A 24,552-nucleotide genomic window follows, 5' to 3' on the forward strand; every position below is an offset into this window, starting at 1 on the left:
TTTCAAGACAACGACCGCCCATGATTCAGGGAGTACCATTGATGGCCGCGAACCAGGCGCACCGTGACGACAATCTGCTTGAGGACATCCAGTCCAGGCTGGAGACCCTTAACAAATCCGAGCGGAAAGTGGCCGAGGCCATTCTCCGCGACCCAAGCGCGGCCACCCGTTACAGCATAGCTGCCCTGGCCAGAGCCGCCGACGTCAGCGAGCCAACGGTTAACCGTTTCTGCAGGGGGTTCTCGGCCACAGGCTTCCCGGATTTCAAGATCCGCCTTGCCCAGAGCATCGCCACCGGCACCCCCTATATCGGCCAGAACGTGGAGCCCGACGACACCGTTGCCGAATTCGCCGACAAGATCATGCTCAGTACCATTGCCAGCCTGGACAAGGCTCGGCAGGCACTCGATCCGAAAGCCCTGGCCACCGCGATCGATTACCTGATCCAGGCCAAGCAGATCAATTTCTTTGGTATGGGCGGCTCTGCTGCTGTGGCGATGGACGCCCAGCACAAGTTTTTCCGCTTCAATATTCCGGTCATGTCCTACGACGACGCCCTGATGCAACGCATGGTTGCGGCCGGCGCCAACGTGGGTGATGTCATCGTGCTCATTTCCTATACAGGCCGCACCCGGGAAACCGTGGATATCGCCCAACTGGCGCGGGCCAACGGTGCTACTGTGATTGGCATCACCAATCCCGACTCCCCACTGGCAGAAAGCTGCACGGTGGTGCTGGGCGTCACCGCTCCGGAGGACACCGAGGTCTATATGCCAATGTCCTCACGCATCATTCACCTGAGCGTTATCGACATCCTCGCAACCGGCGTAACCCTGAAACGCGGCGCGGACTTCCTCGGGCACCTCAAGAAGATCAAGGAAAGCCTCAAGCCCACCCGCTTCCCGCCGAACTGAGAACGACTGCAGGAAAGATAGCAAAGCGAATAACGGAGGGGCTCATCCTCCTACGCCCCTCCTCCCCCTGAAAACTCACCCCCCAAATTCTTTGGGGCGGATGATGTACTACCCCTTACGTTACAACACTATGAAATCCGGTTTCCCAATGTCTGATTGGCAGAAGCTGCAATCGCGGGAACCGGAAGCCTGATCCGGCCATTGTCGACCTGAGTTTGCAAACCGGAGATTCCGCTTCCCTGACATTTAAAAAATGACAAAAAGCACAGGACACAGATGATGCAAAATAAAAAGCGCTTTACTGCAAACAAGCTTCCCCTGGCTGCAGCAATCACCGCCGCAGTCCTGGCAACGCCAGCCGTTGCCGTTGACTTCCACGGTTATGCCCGGGCAGGCGTGTCCACGAACATTGGCAGCGGTGGCGAGCAAACCTGTTTTGGCAGCGGCTCCACCGGCCACTACGTTGGTCGTCTGGCCGATGAATGCGACACCTATTCTGAACTGGCACTTGGCGACGAACTGTTCAGCCAGGACGGCAAAACCTTCCGGTTTGATTCCATGCTGGCCTACAGCGCCAACCGCCAGGGCAACGACTACCAGGCCCTGAACGGCTTCAACAACATCAACAACGTGGATTTTGGCAACCAGGAAACCACGTCGAACAGCTCCGACCCGTACGGCGGTGGTGACATTGCGCTTCGCCAGCTCTATGTCTCCGCCAACAACGTGATTGAATCACTGCCCGGCGCTACCCTCTGGGCCGGTAAGCGCTTCTACAAACGGAAAGATATCCATCAACTGGATCTGTTCTACGTCAGTAACGCGGGCTATGGCGCCGGTGTCGAGAACATCACCGCAGGCCCCGGCCAACTCTCACTGGCCTATACCAACTCCGATACCAGTGATGGTGACAACTTTGTTCAGAACAACAAAGTCGACGTGCGCTACTCCTTCCCTCTGGCAGGCGGTAACAACCTGGAGCTGATCGGCATCTACGCCATGGCCGACCTGACCGACGCCCAGGAAGACGCCGGCGTAAATGATGAGAACGGCTACTTCTTCACCGCTGAATTCTCGTCCGGCGTGATGGGCGGTTTCAACAAATTTGCGGTTCAGTACGGCGCTGACTCCATGGGCTTCGCCCTGGCGGAGAATGCCAGTGGTGGCCGGGTGGACAACGGCAACGTGGCCGGCTACTTCGAATCCAGCTGGCGCGTGCTCAACCACGGCGTGATCAAGCTTGGCAAAGGCTGGGATCTCGGCCACTCAGTTGTCTACGAGCAGGCTGAGTCTCATGACCCGTCCGCCAAAGACGGCGAACGCCTGAGCATTGTTGCGCGCCCGATCTACAACTGGTCGCCAGTCATGAGCACCGCGATCGAAGTGGGCTACAGCGACACCGACCGCCCCTGGTTCACCGAATCCCAGGACCTCGGTAAATTCGCGATCGCACAGCAGTGGCAAGCAGGCCCCGGATACTGGGCGCGCCCGGTTATCCGTGCCTACGCCGCAACCTTCTTTGGTGACGAAGCCGAAGGAGCTCGCGGCGGTGAAGGTGTCGATGGAGATATCCAGATCGGCGCCCAGATCGAAGCCTGGTGGTAAGGCTCTAAAACCCACACTCTCGTTGGACCTCCTCTGGGCCGGCTTTTTGCCGGCCCCTTTTTTTGCCTCCTGAACTGTTTCTACTACCCCGGCACCATTCCGTCTACGCCCCGAAAAATTGCCCACCGAAGGATGTTCTTCCGGCTGTATCACGCAACTATGAACGTGACCCGAAAGGGTTCAAAGCCAAACAAAAACAATGGAAAAGGGGATTTCCCATGCCTGAGCAAAAACTGGTTGCAGGAAGCCTGGCACTGGCGTTTTCGCTGGTGCTGGCCGGCTGCAAATCCGGAAGCAACAGCCCTGCGCCGGACGACGGCACCGGTGGCGGCGGCCAGACCGACACACTGCTGGAGCCGGGTGAGGACGAAGCACTGCTCTATTACAAACGACCTGACGAAAACTACAGCGGCTGGGGCCTGCATCTCTGGAACAACCCTGCCGACGGCTGCGACGGCCTTGCCGAGGGGGTTCCAACAGAATGGAGCAGTCCCCGGTTGCCCGATGGTGTCAGCGATACTTACGGAGCCTGGTACCTGATCCCGATGCGCGAAGCCGGAGAGTGCATGAACTTCATCATACACAAGGGCGATGAAAAAGATCTGGGCGGCCTTGATCACCGCTGGCACTTCGGCTCCCTCGGCGACCGAATTTTTACCCTCAGCGGCAGCCAGGAATTGTCACAAAACCCGATTGAGGCAGAGGCCGTAACCATCGCCGGGGCCAAGGCTCACTGGCTCGATGAAACCACGGTTGTGATCAAGGACGCAGGTAGCCTGGCCCGGGTTGAACTACGGCACGACCAGAATGCGCAAATCAATGTTACCGAAAGCGATACGCTCGACGGGGGACAGTCCCTGGCACTATCGGCAACGTCCCTTGCTCCTGCCCTTGCGGAAAAATTCCCGCACCTGAGTGACTGGCCGGCCTTTGAGGTTCAGGCAGGCAACTCGGACATCAAAGCGGCCCTCAAAGGCCAACTGGTGGCCGCCGGCTTCAACAGCAGTGACGATCTGGTCATGGCGACCGGCGTACAGATTCCGGGTGTTCTGGACGATCTGTTTACCTATAACGGGGAGCTGGGTGCCGTAGTAAACGGCGCAGACGTGGATTTCGCGGTCTGGGCCCCCACCGCACAGTCTCTGCGTCTGCACGTTTTCGACGATTCAGGCAGTCTGCTTCCAGGCTACCCGGTCAGCATGACTGAAACCGATGGTGTCTGGACCTCCAGCGGAAGTTTTGCGGAACTCGATCAGCAGTTCTACCAGTACGAAGTGACGGTCTACCATCCTAGAACGGGGGCCATCGAAACCACCATGGTTTCGGACCCCTATGCGCTCAGCCTCTCAACCAACGGCCAGTATGCCCAGGTTGTCGATCTCGAGAGCAACCACAAACCGGCAGGCTGGGATTCTCTCTCAACGCCGGCTATGCTCGCTCCGGAGGACGTGGTTGTCTATGAGACCCACATTCGTGATTTCAGCGCCACCGATGAAACCCTGGATCCGGCACTGAGGGGCAAATACCGTGCATTCACCGCACCCGCAGACGGCAGCGTCGACAGTGTCGCGCACCTGAAATCCCTGGCCGATGCCGGCGTCACCCACCTCCACCTGCTTCCCGCTTTCGATATTGCCACGGTCAACGAGGACCCCACCGCGGTGGTCGACATCAGTGATGACTTCGGGCGTCTTTGCGATCTGTCAGACGAGGCTGCCAGCGCCTATCAGTCATATTGCGCCAGTGGCAAAACGATTCGTCAGGTACTGGCTGAATTTGATCCGCTGACCGGCGACGCCCAGGCTCTGTACAACACCTTCCGGGACCTGGACAGCTTCAACTGGGGGTACGACCCGGTACACTTCACCGTTCCGGAGGGCAGCTATGCCTCCGATGCGGACGGCACCCAGCGTATTCTGGAGTTCCGGGAAATGGTGCAGGCGGCGACAGCACTCGGCCTGAACGTGGTCATGGATGTGGTCTACAACCACACCAACTCATCCGGGCTTGCCGAGAATTCCGTACTGGACAAGCTGGTCCCGGGGTATTACCACCGCCAGAATCCGGAAACCGGAGCGGTGGAACAATCCACCTGCTGCGAGAATACCGCCAGCGAACACGCCATGATGGAAAAGCTCATGGTGGACTCACTGGTGATCTGGGCGGACCAGTACAAAATCTCCGGTTTCCGCTTCGACCTCATGGGCCACCATATGCTCAGCAATATGGAAAAAGCCCTTGCAGCGGTAAAGGCAGTTGATCCGGACACCTACTTCTACGGGGAGGCCTGGAACTTCGGCGAAGTGGCCAATAATGCCCGGGGCCAAAACGCCATCCAGTCGAATATGGCAGGCACCGGCATCGGCTCTTTCAACGACCGGCTCCGGGATGCCGTCCGTGGCGGTGGCCCCTTTGACGGCGGTGATGCCATCCGCGCCAACCAGGGCTTCGGCAATGGGCTCTTCACTTCACCGAACGATCGCAACAGTGGCAGCGAAGACGAGAAAAACCGCCTGCTGCAGGTCAGCGACTGGGTACGCATCGGGATTGCCGGCAGCCTGAAGGATTTCAGCTTTGAGACGGCCAATGGCGAGATTCTGAGTGGCGCCCAGATTGATTACAACGGGCAGAATGCCGGCTATACCGACGATCCCCAGGAAATCATCAACTACGTCTCGAAGCACGACAACCAGACCCTGTGGGACAACAACCAGTACAAGGCAGATTTTGCCGCGACCACCATGGAGCGGGCACAGATGCAGGTGGTCAGCCTGGCCGTACCCATCCTCAGCCAGGGCATCCCATTCCTGCATATGGGTTCGGAGCTGCTGCGCTCAAAATCCATGGAACGGGACAGCTACGACTCCGGCGACTGGTACAACGAAGTGGACTTCAGTTACCAGAGCTCGGCCTGGAACCGGGGCCTGCCTCGCCAGGACAAGGACGGCTCGAACTGGGATCTCATCAGCGAAGTGATTCAGTCCGCAGGAGCCGGTGCAGCGCCGACGCCTGAAGCGATTGCCTACACCAACGAACAGGTCGGCGAGCTTCTGACCGTGCGCAGGGACAGCCCGCTGTTCCGCCTGCAAACGGCCGAGGCTATCCAGAATCGCCTGCGCTTCCTGAATACCGGCGTCGGGCAGATTCCGGGAGTGATCGGTTACAGCCTGCTGGATGACGCCACGAACGAGCTTGCAGATCTGGATGCCGCCAACGACGAGATTGTTGTTGTGATCAATGCCAGCAATACCACCCAGACTCTGAGTACGGCGCTGACCGGCACCTTTTCTGTCTTGGCGGACACCTCGCCAACCAGCACGGCCAGCGCGTCGGGCGGCGATTTCTCCGTTCCCGCACTGTCCGTTGGCGTCTTTGCCCGCTGACCGGCGGGTACTGGGACCACCAAACAGCCACCGGACCACCCGGTGGCTTCTACAAAAAGAAGGAGAACACCCATGAACATGAACCTCCACACTCTCGCCCTGGCTTCCGTTCTGGCCGTCACCGGTTGCGCGACGACCGGGGGCGAGCGAGACTACAGTGACTCGCTGTATCTCAGAGGCCAGTTTGCCTGGTGGGATGCACTGCCAGAGTACAAAGTGAAGAAGGTCGACAGCGGGCTGTACCGGACTGAAGTGGAACTGAAAGCGGACGGTCAGCCCTACGAATTCAAGTTTGGCGATGCTAACTGGAGCAGTGGCACCAACTGTGGCTATCTCTCAGAGGCCGACGACAAGGAGGTTGAGCTGGACAAGCCGGTAAACGCCAACTGTTCCGCGGTGTTCGAGAACTTCCGTTTCACACCACCGGAGTCGGCAGTCTACGGCTTTTACTTTGACACCTCGGGCGAAGTGCCACAGGTCTATATCAAGAAGGCCGAATAAAAGAAAAGCCCGGGCATGCGCACCGGGCTTTTCAAATCTTCTCAAGGGGCGCCATTCGGCGCCCTCTTTATGGAGCAGACATCAGGGTCTCTCGACTTCCGCCCGGTTCCTCAGGAACTGCTGGTAGGCGGCGTATTCACGCTGCCCTTCAAGCGATGCCAGGAACTCACGGAGCTGGTTCAGTTCAGTACCTTCTTCGGCCACCTGGCCATCGGTGACCTCGTCCAACGCGATCACAGCAGCTGAATTGGCCGTAACAGCCTTGCCGAAACGGGTGTTATCCGCAGGACGGGGCAGCGAAAAGACCTGTTGCAGAATAGCGGGCCCAACATCCGAGGCGTTCCGGGCCAGCCCTTCATAGCTCGACCATTCATCAATACCCTCAGGAGTCTCGCCCGCTTCAAGGTCAGCGATAATCTTATCGGCCCTTTCATCGAGAGCCTCACGTGTCTTGCGCTGCTCAAGTGTGGCACGGATCTGATCACGAACCGCGTCCAGCGGCAGCTGTTCGGCCTCATGGTACTCACGAACCCGCGCAACAACAGACACGTTGTCACCGACATCAATCAACTCGGTATTGTAGCCAGCCTCCAGAACATCCTCGGAGAACAGTTGCCGAACCAGCCCGGCATGATCAAACGGAGCCTGGCCACCTTGGCGGGTAATACCAGTGGCCTCACGCACTTCGAGCCCAAGCTCTTCCGCGGGGCCGGCCAGATCATCGGCTGCATAGGCAGAGTCGGCAAGCTCGGCACGAACCTCCGCAAAACGCTCCCTGGCCTGTTCGCGAGCCAGTTCACGACGCAGCTGCTCTTCCATTTCAGCCAGAGACGGCACCTCTGACTCCCTCACATCTTCCAGGCGAATCAGATGGACACCGAACGACGTACGAACCGGCTCGGAAACTTCCCCCTCTTCAAGGGCGAATAAAGCCTCCTCGAAAGCCTCGGCGTAGATACCCCGGCCGGCATAACCCAGATCGCCGCCTTCCTCAGCAGAGACGGTATCAATCGAATACTCCCGGGCGAGATCCGCAAAGGATTCACCAGCCGCCAGGCGCTCCTGGATAGTCGCCATGGTTTCGTCCGCGTCGCTGCCCTCTTCGATCAGGATATGAGCCGCACGACGCTCCTCGCTCGCCAGATCAGCCGACCGCTGCTCGTAATAGGCCTGAAGCTCCGCATCGTCAATTTCAATGCTCTCGGCGAGGGCGCCCTGGGACAGGGTGATATAGGCAGCATCGACCCGCTCCGGCTTCTGGAATGCTGCTGAATTCTCTCCATAGAAGGCTTCAATATCAGCCTCAGTAACCGAGACGGTATCCGCAACTGCGCTGGCGGGAATATTCAGCACCCGGAAACTGCGGGTCTGATTCTGGATCTGGAGCAGTTGCCCGGCGTTTTCATCCGCCACCAGGCCACTCTGGACGATGCCTGCACGGATCTGGTTAACCACATACTGCTTGCGCATGGCTTCACGGAATTCACCGACCCCCATGCCCATGTTGCGCACCGTGGAAACGAACCGGTCACGGTTGAACTGCCCATCCACCTGGAACTGCGGCATCTGGGTAATCAACGCATCGATATCGGCATCATCCAGTTCCAGGCCCTGGGCATTGGCATCCTGGATCAGGACCTGTTCCTGGATCAGGGAATCCAGCACGTCTGTGCGAATCTGATCTTCGTCGAGCATGGAAGGGTCGGGGTTTTCCATCCTGGACAGCCGGCGCTGGCTCTCCATCTGCACCACGCGGAAAAACTCCCGCTCGGTAATATCCTCGCCATTGACCGTTGCCACCTCAGGCTCGCCGGAGAAGCCGCCAACAATGGCGTCCATTCCCCAGATGGATAGCGACACAATGAGAAGACCAATGATGACCTTGGCAATCGTGCCCTGGGCATTGTTCCGAATATCTTGAAGCATGTTTCTCCCGGATCCCTGTTCAAGGTGGTGCGGTTTTTTCGTTTCAGCGCGCTGTTACGGGCGGACCTAACGTAAAAAGGCGCACCCGGTCTGGAATGCGCCTTGAATTCTTCGTGGGTGGCTCCCTGTGACAGGAGCCACCGGAGAAAGAACCGTTACTTAACGGCGTCTTTCAGGGCCTTGCCTGCTTTGAACCCAGGCACTTTGGAGGCCGGAATCTTGATCTCGGCACCAGTCTGCGGGTTACGACCGGTACGAGCAGCACGCTCTTTAACGGAGAAGGTACCAAAACCGATCAGAGTTACCTGATCGCCTTTTTTCAGGGCACCGGTGATGGAGTTGGTCATTGCGTCCAGAGCACGGCCAGCGGCGGCTTTGGAAATATCTGCGGACTCTGCAATTGCATCGATAAGTTCGGACTTGTTCACACTAAACCCCTTCGATTTCAGGTTGAAGATGTTATAGGTTGGATTGTTTTTTCTCGGACGTTCTCGACTATCGCATAAGCGGTCAGAGAATTCCATTCTTCAGTTTTCTTATTCCTTTCGGCTTTATACCGGCATTCGGAATAGGCACTTACTGCGCGGGAGCCCTTGGTATTGGCTGCTTCACGGCGAAACAGTTATACCAATGGGCTCTCAGGCATGTCAACAACTCATCAAGGCTTTAATGTGTATTTATGCGCTCTGACGCGTCGCCCTCTTCATCACGGGGCTTCCCGGATCCGGTTTCCGGAGATGAATCCTGGGTCCTGGGCTCGGGTGGATACGCCAGTGCAATATCCAGCACTTCGTCTATCCACTTCACCGGACGAATCTCCAGCGATTCCTTGATGTTCTCCGGTATCTCTTTGAGATCCCGAACATTTTCATCAGGAATAATCACCGTCTTGATGCCACCCCGGTGCGCCGCTAGCAGCTTTTCCTTCAAGCCGCCGATGGCCAGTACACGCCCGCGCAGGGTAATTTCACCGGTCATTGCCACGTCGGCGCGAACCGGAATCTTGGTCAGTGAAGAAACCAGCGCCGTGCACATACCGATACCGGCACTCGGGCCGTCTTTCGGCGTTGCACCTTCCGGTACGTGGACGTGCAGATCGTGTTTCTCGTGGAAATCATCCGCAATACCCAGGCCGGGTGCGCGGCTGCGTACCACCGTCAGGGCTGTCTGGATGGATTCCTGCATCACGTCACCCAGGGAACCGGTCTTGACCACCCGGCCCTTGCCCGGTGTGAGTGCACATTCAATGTGCAGCAGCTCGCCGCCTACCTGGGTCCAGGCCAGACCGGTCACCTGACCGATCTCGTTCTTTTCCTCGGCCAGACCATACTTGAACTTCTTGACCCCCGAGTAGTCTTCAAGCATGTCCTGACTCAGGGTCACAGACGCCTTGTCGCCACTCTCCACGTGGTCCCGTACCACCTTGCGGCAGATCTTCGCGATCTCGCGCTCCAGGCCACGCACACCGGCTTCACGGGTGTAGTAGCGGATCAGGTCCCGGAGGGTATCTTCCGGCAGCTTCAGCTCGTCCTTGCGCAGGCCATTGGCTTTGATCTGCTTGGGCAACAGATAACGCAGGGCAATGTTGACCTTCTCGTCCTCGGTATATCCGGGGATGCGGATGATTTCCATCCGGTCCAGCAGCGCCGGCGGAATATCCATGGAGTTGGAGGTGCACACGAACATCACATCGGACAGATCGTAATCCACTTCCAGGTAGTGATCGTTGAATGTGTGATTCTGCTCCGGATCCAGAACCTCAAGAAGCGCTGATGCCGGATCACCACGATGATCCATGCCCATCTTGTCGATTTCATCGAACAGGAACAGCGGGTTTTTCACCCCCACCTTGGACAACTTCTGCAGAAGTTTGCCCGGCAGTGCACCGATGTAGGTTTTCCGGTGACCGCGGATCTCGGCTTCGTCCCGGACGCCGCCGAGCGCCATCCGGGTGTATTTCCGGTTGGTAGCGCGGGCAATCGACTGCCCGAGAGACGTCTTACCAACGCCAGGAGGCCCAACCAGGCAAAGCACCGGGCCCTTTACCTTCTTCACACGACTCTGAACCGCAAGGTATTCCAGAATACGCTTCTTGACCTCATCCAGGCCGTAATGATCCCTGTCGAGGATTTCGCGGGCTTTCTCGATGTCGTGACGGACACGGCTGCGCTTCTTCCAGGGAATGGCCAGCATCCAGTCGATGTAGCCACGCACAACAGTCGCCTCTGCAGACATTGGCGACATCATTTTGAGCTTGTTCAGTTCGGTTTCGGTCTTCTTGCGAGCTTCTTCCGGCAGACCGGCTTCCTCAAGCTTCTGCTCAAGTTCCTCGAAGTCGTTGTTGCCCTCACCCAGGTTACCCATCTCCTTCTGGATAGCCTTCATCTGCTCATTCAGGTAGTACTCGCGCTGGCTACGCTCCATCTGCTTCTTCACCCGGCCACGAATGCGCTTCTCGACCTCGATCAGGTCGATCTCGCCATCGAGCTTGCCCAGCAGCAGGTCCACGCGCTTGCGGATATCCAGCGCCTCAAGAAGCTCCTGCTTTTCGGGAATACGCATTTCCAGGTGAGCGGCCATGGTGTCGGCCAGGCGCTCCAGCTCTTCAATACCGGTGAGAGCATTGGAAACTTCGGAGGGCACCTTCTTGGAAAGCTTTACGTATTTCTCGAACTCGTCCATCAGAGTCTTGACGAGCACTTCCTGCTCCCGCTCGGGCAACCCCTCTTCATCCATAAGGACAGCACCACCGGACAGGTATTCGCCTTCGGTGATATCGCTGATGGTGGCCCGGGCATTGCCCTCTACCAGCACCTTGACGGTGCCGTCGGGCAGGCGGAGCATTTGCAGGACCGTGGCCAGGGTGCCCATCTCGAACACATCCTTGGGGCCCGGCTCATCGGTGGAAGCGTCTTTCTGGGCTACCAGGAGGATTTCCTTGCTTCCTTCCATCGCGGCTTCCAGAGCCTGAATGGACTTTTCTCGGCCCACGAACAGCGGAACCACCATGTGCGGAAACACCACTACGTCACGAAGCGGAAGCAGCGGGTACTCTTGCACGGCATTTTCGGGTATACGGGTCATTGGGAATCCTCTGACGGTATTTACTTCAGCATATCACCCTTCATTGGGGCGCCCGCAAAAATTGCAATATTTTTACCAAACGAAACAGGGCAAGAATATCGGGATACAAAACGCGAAAAGGGGCGTCACCGCCCCTTTTCATTTGAACCACTGAGCAGCCTTCAATCCTCGGGCACAGCCTTGGCGTGATCACTGCTCGCGTAGATCTTGAAGGGCTCGGAGTCCCCGCTGATTACGCTCTCGTCGATCACAACCTTGGTCACGTCATGCTCAGACGGAATCTGGTACATGGTGTCCAGCAGGGTGGCTTCCATAATGGAGCGCAAACCACGGGCACCAGTCTTCCGCTCCATGGCCTTCCGGGCAACAGCCCGCAATGCATCTTCCCGGAAATCAAGCTCAACCCCTTCCATATCAAACAGCTTCTGGTACTGCTTGGTCAGGGAGTTTTTGGGCTCGGTCAGGATCTGCACCAGCGCTTCTTCGTCCAGCTCGTTGAGAGTGGCAACTACCGGCAAACGACCGACGAACTCGGGGATCAGACCGTATTTCACCAGATCCTCGGTCTCCACGTCCTTGATGACATCGCCGGTGTTCTTGGCGTCGTCCTGACTGGCAACCGAAGCGGAGAAACCGATGCTGTTCTTTTCAGTACGCTCGCGAATGACCTTGTCCAGCCCGGCAAAGGCACCACCGCAGATGAACAGCATATTGCCGGTATCAACCTGCAGGAACTCCTGCTGCGGATGCTTGCGGCCACCCTGCGGCGGGACCGACGCAACGGTACCTTCGATCAGTTTCAGCAGCGCCTGCTGAACACCCTCACCGGAGACATCCCGGGTAATGGACGGGTTGTCTGACTTGCGGGAAATCTTGTCGATCTCGTCAATGTAAACAATACCGCGCTGGGCCTTGTCGACATCGTAATCGCATTTCTGTAGCAGCTTCTGGATGATGTTCTCGACATCCTCACCCACGTAACCGGCTTCGGTCAGCGTGGTGGCGTCTGCAATCGTAAAGGGCACGTTCAGCATCCGGGCCAGAGTCTCTGCAAGCAGCGTCTTACCGCTGCCCGTGGGACCGATCAGCAGAATGTTACTCTTGCCGAGCTCCACATCACCCTTGCCTTCGCCGTAACGAAGACGCTTGTAGTGGTTATAGACCGCAACCGACAGCACCACCTTGGCGCGATCCTGGCCAATGACGTATTCATCGAGAGTAATGCGGATCTCGGCCGGTGTAGGAAGGCGATCGCTCGGCTCTTCCTGCGCATTCTCCTGGATCTCTTCCCGGATAATGTCATTGCACAGGTCGACGCACTCGTCGCAGATGAACACCGAGGGCCCTGCAATGAGCTTTCGGACTTCATGCTGGCTCTTTCCACAAAACGAGCAGTAGAGCAACTTGCCGTTATCGTCGCCCCTGCCGTTTCTTTCATCTGCCATTGAAATACCTCTGATCTCGTTTTGCCGGCGTCACTGCCTGATACGCCGGCCAAGTATGATGCGATTACTTCCAGTATTATTTATTCGGTACGCGCTTATCAAGTATTGAATCAATCAGCCCATACTCTTTCGCCTGGCCCGGATCCATGAAGTAGTCACGGTCGGTATCCTTGGCGATCGTCTCCAGATCCTGCCCGGTGTGATGGGCCAGGATAGAGTTCAGGGTGTGCCGGATCTTCAGGATTTCACGGGTGTGAATCTCAATGTCCGTTGCCTGCCCCTGATAACCGCCCAAAGGCTGATGAATCATCACGCGGGAATTGGGCAGGCACGCCCGCTTTCCGGCAGCACCACCGGCGAGCAGGAACGCACCCATGCTGGCCGCCTGGCCCACACACAGGGTCGCAACGTCCGGCTTGATGAACTGCATGGTGTCGTAGATGGACATGCCTGCAGTTACCGAGCCACCCGGGCTGTTGATATACAGATGAATATCCTTGTCCGGATTTTCAGACTCCAGGAACAGGAGCTGGGCCACGATCAGGTTCGCCATGTGGTCCTCGACCGGACCCACCATGAAGATAACCCGCTCTTTGAGCAGACGGGAATAAATGTCGAACGACCGCTCGCCGCGAGCTGTCTGCTCGATAACAATCGGTACCAGTCCGGAATTGGTAACCATTGCGGGACCATCGATTGGTTTCTGCGTCATGATGCGCCTGAACTCCTTATGGACAATGGGTCGTGGACTCGCGCCACGGCAGTTTCAATAGTGTTGCACCCCATACTTTGCCAGCAGCGGCCCCAGATGAAAACAGCCGGGCATGCCGGCTGTTCTCGGGGTCGGCCTTCGGGACCGGCTTCTACTCCGATCCCGGGCAAAATCAGCGCTGGGGCTGACCGGCCTGAATGGCCTCTTCGTACTTGACCTTCTTCTCTTTGACCTGGGCTTGCTCCAGCACATGGTCAACAACCGCATCTTCCAGAACAGAAGACTCAATCTGGGACTTCTGCTCCGGATTGCTGTTGAAGTGTGCAACCACTTCCTCAGGCTGTTCATACGTAGACGCGATCTCCTGGATCTTTTCGTCTACCTTCGCCGGGTCGGCTTTCAGGTCGTTCTTCTTGACCACTTCCTGGAACAGCAGGCCAGTCTTCACGCGGCGCTCAGCCTGCTCCTGGAAAATTTCCTTCGGCAGCTGCTGCGGATCAATCTGGCCGCCGAAACGCTGGACGGCGTCCTGACGGAGACGATCGATTTCCTGGTCAACCAGAGCAGCCGGGATATCCAGCTCAGTGGTTTCCAGCAGGCCGTCAACAACGTCGTTCTTGACCTTGTTGGAAACCGCTTGCTTGAGCTCGCGCTCCATGTTCTTTTTAACTTCTTCGCGGAAGGTCGCTTCGTCTTCGGCATCAATACCGAACTTCTTGAAGAATTCGGTGTCGAGCTCGGGCAACTGGGGCTCTTCAACCTTGTGAATCTTGATCTCGAACTTGGCCGGCTTATCCGCCAGATCTTCGTTGTGGTAGTCCTCCGGGAAGGTAACCTCGATCTCCATGTCCTCGCCGGCCTTACCACCAACGATCGCCTTCTCGAAGCCTGGGATCATCTGACCGGAACCCAGAGTCAGCCGGTGACCTTCGGCCGCTCCGCCCTCAAACTCTTCACCGTCGATGAAGCCTTTGAAATCGATGGTCAGCACGTCCTTGTTCTTGGACTTACGCTTGACTTCTTTCATGGTGGCCTGCTGACGACGCAGGTTATCGATCATGTTGTCGACGTCTTTGTCGGTGATCTCGGAGGTCAGCTTCTCGACTGAAATCTTGCTCAGATCGCCCAGTTCGATTTCCGGCAGCACTTCGAAGATGGCAACGAACTCCAGGTCCTTGCCCTCTTCCATGGTTTTCGGCTCAAACTTCGGCCAACCTGCCGGGTTGATATCCTGTTCCTGCAGTGCCTTGATGTAGTTGTCGCGCATAACCTCGCCAACGATTTCCTGGCGGACGCTGTCACCGAAACGACGTTTGACGACGCTCATGGGCACCTTACCCGGACGGAAACCGTTCAGGCGCACGGTACGCGCGGTTTCCTGCAGGCGTTTCTGGACCGCCTGGTCGATTTCCTGGGCGGGCACACCAATCGTCATGCGACGCTCGATGTTGGAGGTCGTTTCAACAGACACTTGCATGGAAGATCCTCAAATTACAGGTTCGGTATGTGAATGAAATTAAAACTAAAAGTCCGATTCCGGGAAAATCCCCGCAAAAGGACCGAAAATTAAAAGCCGGTAGCTTATCATGCTTTGCACCGCCGAGAGAATCACCCTGCTGCGCAGTTTGATATCACTTGAAAACACGGCTGGTAAATCGGGTAAAAAGAGAGATGGGGACGAAACAGAAAAAAGAAAGGGGTGGTGCGCGAGGAGAGACTCGAACTCTCACGGGTTGCCCCACTGGAACCTAAATCCAGCGCGTCTACCAGTTCCGCCACTCGCGCACAACAGAATGAAGAATGCCCGATGGCCAGAGTGCCATCAATCTATTCAACAAACGCGGAATCAACTCTTAAAGAAAAGTGGGGTGGACGAAGGGGTTCGAACCCTCGACCGCAGGAGTCACAATCCTGAGCTCTACCAACTGAGCTACGTCCACCACATCGGGACATGCCTTTACTTTTCAACTTTGCTGGTTACGGTCGCTCCGGCGCGGACCAAGCCGACGACTTGATGGCGCGCCCGGCAGGACTCGAACCTGCGACCACCCGCTTAGAAGGCGGGTGCTCTATCCAGCTGAGCTACGGGCGCTTGACCGTTCGCCCACCTGAACATCCAGAAAATGGTCGGGGTAGAGAGATTCGAACTCCCGACATCCTGCTCCCAAAGCAGGCGCGCTACCAGACTGCGCTATACCCCGTTTGAACTGAACAACAAGTGCCTCAGCAAAGTTGGCGCGCATATTACCGGCGCCGGAGGGTCCCGTCAACACGGATTTCCAAATTCCCTGAAACAACAGTCTCTTCAGTGACAAAGCGCGTTGCCGAAAGTCCCTCCAGGCCGCGCCACCCAACCGCCCAATTGGAGTTCCGATGGAAGCATGAGACAATGCCCGTCCTTCAATTTACCGATGCCCAACCGACAAGACGAGACATGACCGCCAAACTGATCAACGGAAAAGCAATTGCCGCAGAAGTAAGACAGCAGGTCGCCGCCGGGGTGGAAGCACGCACACAGCAGGGGCTGCGCGCTCCAGGACTGGCCGTGGTGCTGGTCGGCAACGATCCCGCATCCCATGTTTACGTAGGCAACAAACGCAAGGCCTGCGACCAGGCAGGAATTCTCTCCCTCTCATACGATCTGCCGGAAGACACTTCCCAGGAAGCCCTGGAAGCGCTGATTGATGAGCTGAATGAAAACCCGACCGTGGACGGAATCCTGGTACAGCTTCCGCTGCCCGCTCATCTTGATGCAGACCCGATTCTGGTCAAGATCCGCCCGGACAAAGACGTCGACGGGTTCCATCCCTATAACATCGGCCGCCTGATGCAGCGCAAACCCACTTTGCGGCCCTGCACGCCAGCTGGGATCATCACCCTGCTCGACAGCATCGAAACCCCCTATAAGGGCCAGCATGCCGTGATTGTGGGCGCTTCCAACATTGTTGGCCGCCCCATGAGCATGGAATTGCTGCTCAAGGGTGCCACCATTACCGTCTGTCATCGATTCACACCGGATCTCGAAAAATTTGTCCGGGAGGCGGACATCCTGGTGGCTGCCGTCGGCAAGCCCGGTCTGATCAGGGGCGATTGGGTGAAACCGGGGGCAACCGTGATTGATGTGGGCATCAACCGTATGGAAGACGGAAAACTGCATGGCGATGTGGATTTCGCAGCCGCGGCTGAACGTGCGGCCTATATTACGCCGGTTCCAGGTGGTGTAGGGCCGATGACCATCGCGACCCTGCTGCAGAACACCCTGTACGCCGCTGACGTACTGCACAAGGACTGAGCTCGACTTCTGTTGGATTACGGCTCCGCCTAATCCAACCTACGAGAGAGCGCAGGTTTTGGTGTAGTCAGGTAGGTCGGATTAGGCTAAGCCGTAATCCGACAAGCCACAAAAAACCCCGCCGCGGCGGGGTTTTTTATGCGCAGCGCTTACTGCCCGTACTTGGCTTTCGCCTTCAGACGGTAGGCGTGCAGCAGCGGCTCGGTGTAGCCGTTCGGCTGCTCCCGACCCTTGAGAACCAGATCCAGCGCTGCCTGGAAGGCGACGCTGTCGTCAAAGTTCCCGGCCATCGGGCGATAGGCCGGATCACCGGCGTTCTGCTTGTCGACCACCGCAGCCATGCGCTTCATGGTTTCCATGATCTGCTCTTCGGAGCAGACACCATGGTGCAGCCAGTTCGCCAGCAGCTGGGAGGCAATACGCAGTGTCGCACGGTCTTCCATCAGGCCGACATCGTTGATGTCAGGCACCTTGGAGCAGCCAACGCCCTGGTCGATCCAGCGCACAACATAACCAAGGATACCCTGGGCGTTGTTGTCCAGCTCCTGCTGGATATCTTCGGCACTCAACGACGAGGGATCATCCATCACCGGCACTGTCAGGATATCTTCCAGCGCGGCACGGGTGCGGCTTTCCAGCTGCTTCTGGACGTCAGCCACGCTCACCTGATGGTAGTGAGTGGCATGCAGTGTGGCAGCAGTCGGAGAAGGAACCCAGGCAGTGTTGGCGCCCGCTTTCGGATGTCCGATTTTCGCTTCCAGCATTCCGGCCATCAGGTCAGGCATGGCCCACATGCCCTTCCCGATCTGGGCAACGCCACGGAAACCGGTTTCCAGACCGATGTCCACGTTCCACTGCTCGTAGGCATTGATCCAGGTCGCCTGCTTCATCGGCCCCTTGCGGATAAACGGACCCAGTTCCATGGACGTGTGGATCTCGTCGCCGGTGCGGTCCAGGAAGCCGGTGTTGATGAACACAGCACGCTCTTTGGCCGCATGGATACAGGACTTGAGGTTAACCGTGGTGCGGCGCTCCTCGTCCATGATGCCCACTTTCAGGGTGAAGCGCGGCAGACCAAGCGCATCTTCAACACGACCAAAGAATTCATTGGTGAACGCCACCTCTTCCGGTCCGTGCATCTTGGGCTTCACGATGTACATGGAGCCTTTGGTGCTGTTCTGGAACTTGCCATTGCCCTTCATGTCGTGAATGGCAATCAGCGAGGTAATCAGACCGTCCATCAGGCCTTCCGGCACTTCGTTGCCGTCTTTCAGCAGGATGGCCGGGTTGGTCATCAGGTGGCCGACGTTACGGATGAACATCAGGCTGCGACCCTTCAGGCTCAGCTCGCTGCCGTCCGGTGCGGTATAGCTGCGATCCGCGTTCATCTTCCGGGTCAGCTGCTCGCCACCTTTTTCAAAGGTTTCCTGCAGATCGCCCTTCATCAGGCCCAGCCAGTTACGGTAGGCCAGCGCCTTGTCGTCAGCGTCTACGGCGGCGACCGAATCTTCGCAGTCCATGATGGTGGTCAGCGCAGACTCCATCAGCACGTCTTTGACGTTGGCGCCGTCGTCTTTGCCAATCGGGTGGCTGGCATCAATCTGGATCTCGAAGTGCATGCCGTTCTTGACCAGCAGTACGCCGGTAGGCGCGTCAGCAGCTCCGGTATAGCCAACAAAGCCGGCTTCGTCCTTCAGACCGGTGGTTTTACCGTTCTGCAGCTTGACGACCAGCTTGCCGCCTTCAACCAGATACCCGGCAGCATCTTTATGGCTGCCAGAGGCCAGTGGCGCTGAGCTGTCGAGCAGGTTACGGGCCCACTCGATAACTTTTGCACCGCGAACCGGGTTGTAACCACGGCCTTTTTCAGCGCCGTCTTCCTCGGAAATGGCATCGGTACCGTACAGAGCATCGTAAAGGCTACCCCAGCGCGCGTTCGCCGCGTTGAGAGCAAAACGGGCATTCATGATCGGAACCACCAGCTGCGGGCCCGCCATGGTTGCAACTTCCGGATCCACATTGGAGGTGGAGATCTTGAACTCGGAAGGCTCGTCAACTAGGTAACCGATGTCTTTCAGGAAAGACTTGTACTCGGCCATGTCCAGCTTCTGGCCCTTGTGATCGCGGTTCCAGCTGTCCATTTTTTCCTGAATAGCATCGCGCTTGGCCAGCAATTCACGGTTGCGTGGCGCCAGCTCGTTCACGATCTTGTCAAATTCTGCCCAGAATTTATCGGCATCGATTCCGGTGCCCGGGATCGCTTCGTTGTTCACGAAATCATACAGATTCTTTGCGACCTGAATGCCGCCGACTTGTACGCGTTCTGTCATCGTTGTCTGCCTCAGTGGGTTACGTTTCCCGACTCCCCCTTCATCTTGAGGGGGCATTCTAATTTGAGCGCCGCATTGTAAGGGAAAATCCTTACAAGATCATTCCTGCAGGCACAAAACTGGTCTGACCAACCAGCAGCTCCCTGAAATTCAGGCTTTACGCCAGGTTGTCCCTTCTCGGGAATCATCCAGAATAATACCTTTCTCGAGGAGCTCGTCGCGGATCCGGTCGGCCTCCGCAAAATCCTTCGCCTTGCGGGCATCAGCCCGGGCCTGGATCAGCGCTTCAATGTCTTCGGCGCTGAGCTCACCACCCGTGTCTGCCTGGAAGAAGGCCTCGGGGTCCTGCTGCAGCAGACCCAGAACACCACCGAGCCTAACCAGAATTGCCGCACTGCGCTTGGCGTCCTCTTCACGACCATCGCGACGATGCTGATTGATCTCGTTGGCAACGGCGTGCAGGACGGCAATGGCGCCCGCGGTGTTGAAGTCATCGTCCATCGCCTCGGCAAATCGCTGGTCATGTTCGGATTCCGGCACATCAGCGGCCTTGGCGGGCACAATCCCCCTCAGAGCATGGTAGAGCCGGGTGAGCGTCCGGCCGGCCTCAGCCAGATTTTCCTCGGAGTAATCCACCTGGCTGCGATAGTGGCTGGAAACCAGGAAGTAACGGACCACCTCTGCCGGGTACTTCTCCATGATTTCACGGATGGTGAAGAAGTTGCCCAGGGACTTGGACATCTTTTCCTTGTTAACCCGGATGGCACCCGCGTGCATCCAGGTATTCACAAAGGTGTGGCCGGTGGCACATTCAGACTGGGCGATCTCGTTCTCATGATGCGGGAACAGCAGATCCGGGCCACCACCGTGAATATCGAAGGTATCGCCCAGGCAGCAGGTGGACATGGCGGAGCACTCGATGTGCCAGCCGGGACGACCATCACCCCAGGGCGAGGGCCAGCTGACCTCCCCTGCCTTTGCCGCTTTCCACAACGCAAAATCCGCCGGGCTCCGCTTGGCTTCCTGGACATCGACCCGCGCGCCCGCCAGCAGATCTTCCAGCTTTTTCTTGCTGAGCTTGCCGTAGTCATCGAAGGAGTCCACAGCAAAGTAGACATCACCGTTATCCGCCGCGTAGGCGTGGCCGCTGGCAATCAGCTTGTGGATCATCGCGATGATTTCGTCGATATACGCCGTGGCCCGGGGCTCTTCATCCGGAGACAACACACCAAGACGGGCTTCGTCCTCGTGCATCGCCTTGATCATCCGGTCCGTGAGCTCGCTGTAGGGCTCACCGTTCTCATCCGCACGGCGCAGGATCTTGTCATCAATATCGGTGATATTGCGAACATAATTTACCTCGTAGCCGCGATGGCGCAGGTAACGGGTAATCACGTCAAAGGCAACCAGCACCCGGGCATGGCCCAGGTGGCAATAGTCGTAGACTGTCATCCCGCAGACGTACATCCGAACCTTGCCCGGCTCAATCGGTCGGAACTCTTCCTTCTGCTGAGTCAGCGTGTTGTAGATGCGGATCACTTGCCCCCCTTACCCCAGGAATCCCTGAGCGTTACCGTGCGGTTGAATACCGGCCGACCGGCAGCCTCGGTATGGGCCTGATCGCAGAAGAAATAGCCTTCCCGCTCGAACTGGTAGGGAAGATCTGTGCGAGGCGCGGCAAGACTCTTCTCGACCCGCGCACCTTTCAGAACCACCAGTGATTGCGGGTTCAGGTGATCCATCAAATCGCCCTCCTTGTCGCTGTCCGGCGATTCGTGGTTAAAGAGACGGTCATAAAGATTGATGTCCGCTTCCACACTGTCGGTGGCCGAAACCCAGTGAATGACACCGTTGGGCTTATAGCCTTCGGGATTGACGCCCAGGGTGTTGGGATCGTACTCGCACTTTAGCTCGACAATCTCGCCGCTGTCGTCGCGGATCACTTCCCTGCAGGTCATTACATAACCGCCCCGGAGGCGTACCGCCTGATCCGGCGCCAGCCGCTTCCACTTGCGCGGCGGTTCCACTTCAAAATCTTCGCGGTCGATGAACAGGGTCTGGGTCCAGGGCACTTCCCGCTCGCCCATATCCGGGTTCTGCGGATGCACCGGCAGAGTCAGGGTTTCGCTCTTGTCAGCCGGGTAGTTTATGAGCGTCACTTTCAGCGGCCGCATCACACACATGGCTCGCGGCGCGCGAGTGTTGAGGTCTTCCCGAATGGCATGCTCCAGCATGCCCACATCCACGGTACCGCCAGCCTTGTTCACGCCAATCATGTCGCAGAAGGTGCGGATGGATTCCGGCGTATAACCGCGCCGACGCATGCCGGAAATGGTTGGCATCCGCGGATCGTTCCAGCCATCAACAACGGCTTCATCCACCAGTCGCTTGAGCTTACGCTTCGAGGTGATGGTGTAATTAAGATTCAGCCGGGCAAACTCGATCTGGCGCGGGTGGCAGGGGCCGGAGATGTTATCCAGCACCCAGTCATACAAAGGCCGGTGGTCCTCAAATTCCAGCGTGCACAGGGAATGGGTGATTCCCTCCATGGCATCGGAAATCGGATGCGTGAAGTCGTACATCGGGTAGATGCACCACTTGTTGCCGGTCTGATGGTGTTCGGCGTAGCGGATGCGGTAAAGAATAGGATCCCGCATGTTGATGTTCGGCGAGGCCATATCGATCTTGGCCCGCAAAACCAGCTCGCCGTTCTGGTACTTGCCGTCCCGCATATCACGGAACAGCTGTAAACTTTCTTCCACCGGGCGGTCCCGGTAGGGGCTGTTTCTGCCGGGCTCTTTGAGGCTGCCCCGGTATTCGGCCATTTCATCGGCTGTCAGGGCGCAAACGTAGGCCTTGTCCCGGGTAATCAGCTCCTCGGCAAATTCATAAAGGGCGTCAAAGTAATCGGAGGCGTAACGCACGTCCCCGGCCCACTCGTAGCCAAGCCACTCCACATCCTGCTTGATGGCGTCGATGTATTCCTGGTTTTCCTTTTCCGGGTTGGTGTCGTCAAACCGCAGGTTACAGTCGCCGGAAAAGGTCTCGGCGATGCCAAAGTTCAGGCAGATCGATTTGGCATGACCGATATGCAGGTAGCCGTTGGGCTCCGGCGGGAATCGGGTGACCACCTTGCCGGTGTGCTCTCCGCTGGCGATGGCGTCTTCGATCAGGCTCTGGATAAAGTTGTGGGCTTTCTTCGACTCGGCGCTCATACAATCTCTGTTAAAAGGGGAGTGAATCTTAAACCGCGTATTATACTCACAAATCCTTGCCGGACTCATGCATAGCGGGAAACTCTTGAGTACAATGGGCCCGTTAACGTACCTAACCTTTCTGAACAGGAAAACCTGATGATTCTGCTGACAACCAACTACGGTGACATCAAGCTGGAACTGGACTACGACAAGGCACCGGAAACCGCCAAAAACTTCGAACAGTACGTTCGCGACGGTTTTTACGATGGCCTCATTTTTCACCGTGTGATCAGCAATTTCATGATTCAGGGCGGCGGATTCGAGCCAGGCATGACACCGCGCAAAACCCGCGACTCCATCCCGAACGAAGCCGATAACGGCCTGAGCAACATGCAGGGAACCATCGCCATGGCACGCACCATGGATCCGCATTCTGCTACCGCCCAGTTCTTTATCAACGTTGAGAACAACGGCTTCCTGGACCACACCGCCAAGAACGCGGAAGGCTGGGGCTACTGCGTGTTCGGCAAAGTGGTCGAAGGCATGGACACGGTAAATGCGATCCGTGCAGTGCGCACCACCATGCGTGCCGGTCACCAGGACGTGCCTGCCGATGACGTGGTTATCGAGAAGGCCGAGGTTCTGGAGGACGCGTGACCACGCTGTTTATTTCGGACCTTCACCTCGAGGAATCGCGCCCGGATATCACTGAGGCATTTATGGGCTTTCTCGACGAGAAAGCCAGCGGTGTTGATCAGCTCTATATCCTCGGCGATTTCTTCGAGGCCTGGATCGGCGATGACGAGCGCACGCCGCTTCAGGAGCAGGTCGCTGCGGCCCTGCGCAAGCTTCGGGACAGCGGCACCAATATCTTCCTGATGCACGGCAACCGGGATTTCCTGATCGGCCAGGATTTCTGCGACCGGGCCGGCGCAACGCTTCTGGACGACCCAACGGTGATTGATCTGCACGGCACCCCTACCCTGCTGATGCATGGCGACAGCCTGTGTACCGCCGATGTGGAGTACCAGAAGTTCCGCGCCAATATGCGCAACCCACAGTGGCAACAGATGATACTGCAGCGCCCCCTGGAAGACCGCCAGCAGATGGCCCGCCAGCTTCGGGACATCAGCATGGCGAAAAATCAGGGCAAGGAAGAGTTCATCATGGATGTAACGCCCGAGGAAGTCGTCAGAGACATGGAAAAGCACGGGGTTCAGAGACTGATCCATGGCCACACCCACCGCCCTGCAGTGCATGAGCTGACCGCCAACGGCTCGCCGGCCAAGCGGATTGTACTGGGCGATTGGGATAAGAACGTCTGGTGGCTGGAGGCGAAGCCCGGCGAGGATCCCAAGCTGAACAAGCAACCGCTGTAAAAAAGCCGGGCTCGAATGCCCGGCTTTTTTATCCCTGGCTTCAGTGCGCCAGTATCTGCTGGAGGAACTTCTGAGTCCTGGCTTCCTGCGGATTTGTGAAGAACTCGTGGGGAGGTGCCTGCTCCACAATTTCGCCACCGTCCATAAAGATCACCCGATCCGCCACCGTCTTGGCGAAGCCCATTTCATGGGTGACACAGAGCATGGTCATGCCACTGCCCGCCAGCTCAATCATGACATCCAGCACCTCTTTGATCATCTCCGGATCCAGTGCCGAGGTTGGCTCATCAAACAGCATGATCTTCGGCTTCATGCACAAAGCCCGGGCAATCGCCACCCGCTGCTGCTGACCGCCTGACAACTGGCCGGGGTACTTGTCAGCCTGTTCCGGTATTTTCACCCGCTCCAGGTACTCCATCGCCGTTGCCTCGGCTTCCTTTCGGGGCGTTTTGCGCACCCAGATGGGTGACAGGCAACAGTTCTCAAGCACCGTCAGGTGCGGAAACAGGTTGAAATGCTGAAACACCATGCCCACTTCCCGGCGAACCGTGTCGATCTGGCGGACATCATCGGTCAGCTCCACATCATCAACAATGATCTTGCCCTGCTGATGCTCCTCCAGTCGGTTGATGCAACGGATGAAGGTGGATTTACCCGAGCCTGATGGCCCACAGATAACAATCCGTTCACCCTGAGCCACGTTCAGATTGAGATCCTTGAGGACATGGAAATCCCCGTACCATTTATGCATCCCCTCGACCCGGATAATCCCGGGCTTTGCCTC

17 protein-coding genes and 4 tRNA genes are annotated in these 24,552 nt (G+C 57.4%); 7 read left to right on the forward strand and 14 right to left on the reverse strand.

Going from position 1 to position 24,552, the window contains the following annotated elements; all coding sequences use genetic code 11:
• Positions 1-41: 41 nt before the first annotated feature.
• The 4 genes from KEHDKFFH_RS16010 to KEHDKFFH_RS16025 all read left to right on the forward strand — a co-directional run bounded on the left by KEHDKFFH_RS16010 (position 42) and on the right by KEHDKFFH_RS16025 (position 6,403).
• Complete coding sequence (locus KEHDKFFH_RS16010; RefSeq protein ID WP_064228920.1) at positions 42-914, forward strand: MurR/RpiR family transcriptional regulator; 873 nt, start codon at positions 42-44, stop codon at positions 912-914.
• A 279-nt stretch (positions 915-1,193) separates the two neighbouring features.
• Positions 1,194-2,519, forward strand: coding sequence for a carbohydrate porin (locus tag KEHDKFFH_RS16015; RefSeq protein WP_104322842.1), 1,326 nt, complete (start codon positions 1,194-1,196; stop codon positions 2,517-2,519).
• Between the two features lie 218 nt (positions 2,520-2,737).
• Positions 2,738-5,902, forward strand: a complete 3,165-nt coding sequence (gene pulA, locus KEHDKFFH_RS16020; protein ID WP_104322843.1) for a pullulanase-type alpha-1,6-glucosidase — start codon at positions 2,738-2,740, stop codon at positions 5,900-5,902.
• A gap of 72 nt (positions 5,903-5,974) precedes the next feature.
• Positions 5,975-6,403, forward strand: coding sequence for an early set domain-containing protein (locus KEHDKFFH_RS16025; protein WP_104322844.1), 429 nt, complete (start codon positions 5,975-5,977; stop codon positions 6,401-6,403).
• 81 nt (positions 6,404-6,484) lie between these two features.
• Here KEHDKFFH_RS16025 and KEHDKFFH_RS16030 read toward each other — a convergent pair whose 3' ends face one another.
• The 10 genes from KEHDKFFH_RS16030 to KEHDKFFH_RS16075 form a co-directional block, all read right to left on the reverse strand.
• The gene (locus KEHDKFFH_RS16030) at positions 6,485-8,329 is read right to left on the reverse strand and encodes a SurA N-terminal domain-containing protein (protein ID WP_104322845.1); all 1,845 of its coding nucleotides are present in this window, start codon (positions 8,327-8,329) and stop codon (positions 6,485-6,487) included.
• A 155-nt stretch (positions 8,330-8,484) separates the two neighbouring features.
• The gene (locus KEHDKFFH_RS16035) at positions 8,485-8,757 is read right to left on the reverse strand and encodes an HU family DNA-binding protein (RefSeq protein WP_008174603.1); all 273 of its coding nucleotides are present in this window, start codon (positions 8,755-8,757) and stop codon (positions 8,485-8,487) included.
• A 238-nt stretch (positions 8,758-8,995) separates the two neighbouring features.
• Entirely contained in the window at positions 8,996-11,413 is a 2,418-nt protein-coding gene (gene lon, locus KEHDKFFH_RS16040) for an endopeptidase La (RefSeq protein WP_104322846.1), read from the reverse strand.
• Between the two features lie 161 nt (positions 11,414-11,574).
• Entirely contained in the window at positions 11,575-12,858 is a 1,284-nt protein-coding gene (gene clpX / locus KEHDKFFH_RS16045) for an ATP-dependent Clp protease ATP-binding subunit ClpX (RefSeq protein ID WP_104322847.1), read from the reverse strand.
• A 76-nt stretch (positions 12,859-12,934) separates the two neighbouring features.
• Complete coding sequence (gene clpP / locus KEHDKFFH_RS16050; protein ID WP_064228914.1) at positions 12,935-13,570, reverse strand: ATP-dependent Clp endopeptidase proteolytic subunit ClpP; 636 nt, start codon at positions 13,568-13,570, stop codon at positions 12,935-12,937.
• Positions 13,571-13,742: 172 nt separating this feature from the next.
• Positions 13,743-15,047, reverse strand: a complete 1,305-nt coding sequence (gene tig, locus KEHDKFFH_RS16055) for a trigger factor (RefSeq protein WP_104322848.1) — start codon at positions 15,045-15,047, stop codon at positions 13,743-13,745.
• 223 nt (positions 15,048-15,270) lie between these two features.
• A tRNA-Leu gene (locus KEHDKFFH_RS16060) sits at positions 15,271-15,355 on the reverse strand.
• Between the two features lie 79 nt (positions 15,356-15,434).
• A tRNA-His gene (locus KEHDKFFH_RS16065) sits at positions 15,435-15,510 on the reverse strand.
• Positions 15,511-15,585: 75 nt separating this feature from the next.
• A tRNA-Arg gene (locus tag KEHDKFFH_RS16070) sits at positions 15,586-15,662 on the reverse strand.
• A 32-nt stretch (positions 15,663-15,694) separates the two neighbouring features.
• Positions 15,695-15,771 (reverse strand) — tRNA-Pro (locus KEHDKFFH_RS16075).
• 233 nt (positions 15,772-16,004) lie between these two features.
• On the opposite strand from KEHDKFFH_RS16075, the gene folD reads away from it, so the two are divergent.
• On the forward strand, positions 16,005-16,862 hold the full coding sequence (folD, locus tag KEHDKFFH_RS16080; RefSeq protein ID WP_104322849.1) for a bifunctional methylenetetrahydrofolate dehydrogenase/methenyltetrahydrofolate cyclohydrolase FolD: 858 nt from the start codon (positions 16,005-16,007) through the stop codon (positions 16,860-16,862).
• A gap of 149 nt (positions 16,863-17,011) precedes the next feature.
• Here the strand turns inward: folD and KEHDKFFH_RS16085 are convergent, their stop codons facing one another.
• From KEHDKFFH_RS16085 to KEHDKFFH_RS16095, 3 genes are all read right to left on the reverse strand, one after another.
• Positions 17,012-19,192 (reverse strand): malate synthase G, encoded by a 2,181-nt coding sequence (locus KEHDKFFH_RS16085; RefSeq protein WP_104322850.1) that lies wholly within the window; start codon positions 19,190-19,192, stop codon positions 17,012-17,014.
• A 150-nt stretch (positions 19,193-19,342) separates the two neighbouring features.
• Positions 19,343-20,731 carry a cysteine--tRNA ligase gene (gene cysS, locus KEHDKFFH_RS16090; protein ID WP_104322851.1) on the reverse strand — a complete coding sequence of 463 codons (1,389 nt, stop codon included), beginning with the start codon at positions 20,729-20,731 and terminating at the stop codon, positions 19,343-19,345.
• A complete protein-coding gene (locus KEHDKFFH_RS16095; RefSeq protein ID WP_104322852.1) occupies positions 20,728-22,407 on the reverse strand; it encodes a glutamine--tRNA ligase/YqeY domain fusion protein in 1,680 nt (559 codons plus the stop codon). Before KEHDKFFH_RS16095 ends, cysS begins: the two co-directional genes overlap by 4 nt.
• Before the next feature lie 138 nt (positions 22,408-22,545).
• Here KEHDKFFH_RS16095 and KEHDKFFH_RS16100 point away from each other — a divergent pair, with 138 nt between their 5' ends.
• Positions 22,546-23,046 (forward strand): peptidylprolyl isomerase, encoded by a 501-nt coding sequence (locus KEHDKFFH_RS16100; protein WP_104322853.1) that lies wholly within the window; start codon positions 22,546-22,548, stop codon positions 23,044-23,046.
• Entirely contained in the window at positions 23,043-23,768 is a 726-nt protein-coding gene (locus tag KEHDKFFH_RS16105) for a UDP-2,3-diacylglucosamine diphosphatase (RefSeq protein WP_104322854.1), read from the forward strand. The genes KEHDKFFH_RS16100 and KEHDKFFH_RS16105 overlap by 4 nt, the downstream gene beginning before the upstream one ends.
• Before the next feature lie 40 nt (positions 23,769-23,808).
• Here KEHDKFFH_RS16105 and KEHDKFFH_RS16110 read toward each other — a convergent pair whose 3' ends face one another.
• Positions 23,809-24,519 carry an amino acid ABC transporter ATP-binding protein gene (locus tag KEHDKFFH_RS16110; RefSeq protein ID WP_104322885.1) on the reverse strand — a complete coding sequence of 237 codons (711 nt, stop codon included), beginning with the start codon at positions 24,517-24,519 and terminating at the stop codon, positions 23,809-23,811.
• Positions 24,520-24,552: the final 33 nt, after the last annotated feature.

It is taken from the genome of Marinobacter maroccanus, from assembly GCF_002933275.1.
Lineage (GTDB): Bacteria > Pseudomonadota > Gammaproteobacteria > Pseudomonadales > Oleiphilaceae > Marinobacter > Marinobacter maroccanus.

Coding starts and splice junctions, on each gene's coding strand:
- KEHDKFFH_RS16010 (WP_064228920.1), top strand. CDS start 42: ATGGCCGCGAACCAGGCGCACCGTGACGACAATCTGCTTGAGGACATC.
- KEHDKFFH_RS16015 (WP_104322842.1), top strand. CDS start 1,194: ATGCAAAATAAAAAGCGCTTTACTGCAAACAAGCTTCCCCTGGCTGCA.
- pulA (WP_104322843.1), top strand. CDS start 2,738: ATGCCTGAGCAAAAACTGGTTGCAGGAAGCCTGGCACTGGCGTTTTCG.
- KEHDKFFH_RS16025 (WP_104322844.1), top strand. CDS start 5,975: ATGAACATGAACCTCCACACTCTCGCCCTGGCTTCCGTTCTGGCCGTC.
- KEHDKFFH_RS16030 (WP_104322845.1), bottom strand. CDS start 8,329: ATGCTTCAAGATATTCGGAACAATGCCCAGGGCACGATTGCCAAGGTC.
- lon (WP_104322846.1), bottom strand. CDS start 11,413: ATGACCCGTATACCCGAAAATGCCGTGCAAGAGTACCCGCTGCTTCCG.
- clpX (WP_104322847.1), bottom strand. CDS start 12,858: ATGGCAGATGAAAGAAACGGCAGGGGCGACGATAACGGCAAGTTGCTC.
- clpP (WP_064228914.1), bottom strand. CDS start 13,570: ATGACGCAGAAACCAATCGATGGTCCCGCAATGGTTACCAATTCCGGA.
- tig (WP_104322848.1), bottom strand. CDS start 15,047: ATGCAAGTGTCTGTTGAAACGACCTCCAACATCGAGCGTCGCATGACG.
- folD (WP_104322849.1), top strand. CDS start 16,005: ATGACCGCCAAACTGATCAACGGAAAAGCAATTGCCGCAGAAGTAAGA.
- KEHDKFFH_RS16085 (WP_104322850.1), bottom strand. CDS start 19,192: ATGACAGAACGCGTACAAGTCGGCGGCATTCAGGTCGCAAAGAATCTG.
- KEHDKFFH_RS16095 (WP_104322852.1), bottom strand. CDS start 22,407: ATGAGCGCCGAGTCGAAGAAAGCCCACAACTTTATCCAGAGCCTGATC.
- KEHDKFFH_RS16100 (WP_104322853.1), top strand. CDS start 22,546: ATGATTCTGCTGACAACCAACTACGGTGACATCAAGCTGGAACTGGAC.
- KEHDKFFH_RS16110 (WP_104322885.1), bottom strand. CDS start 24,519: ATGCATAAATGGTACGGGGATTTCCATGTCCTCAAGGATCTCAATCTG.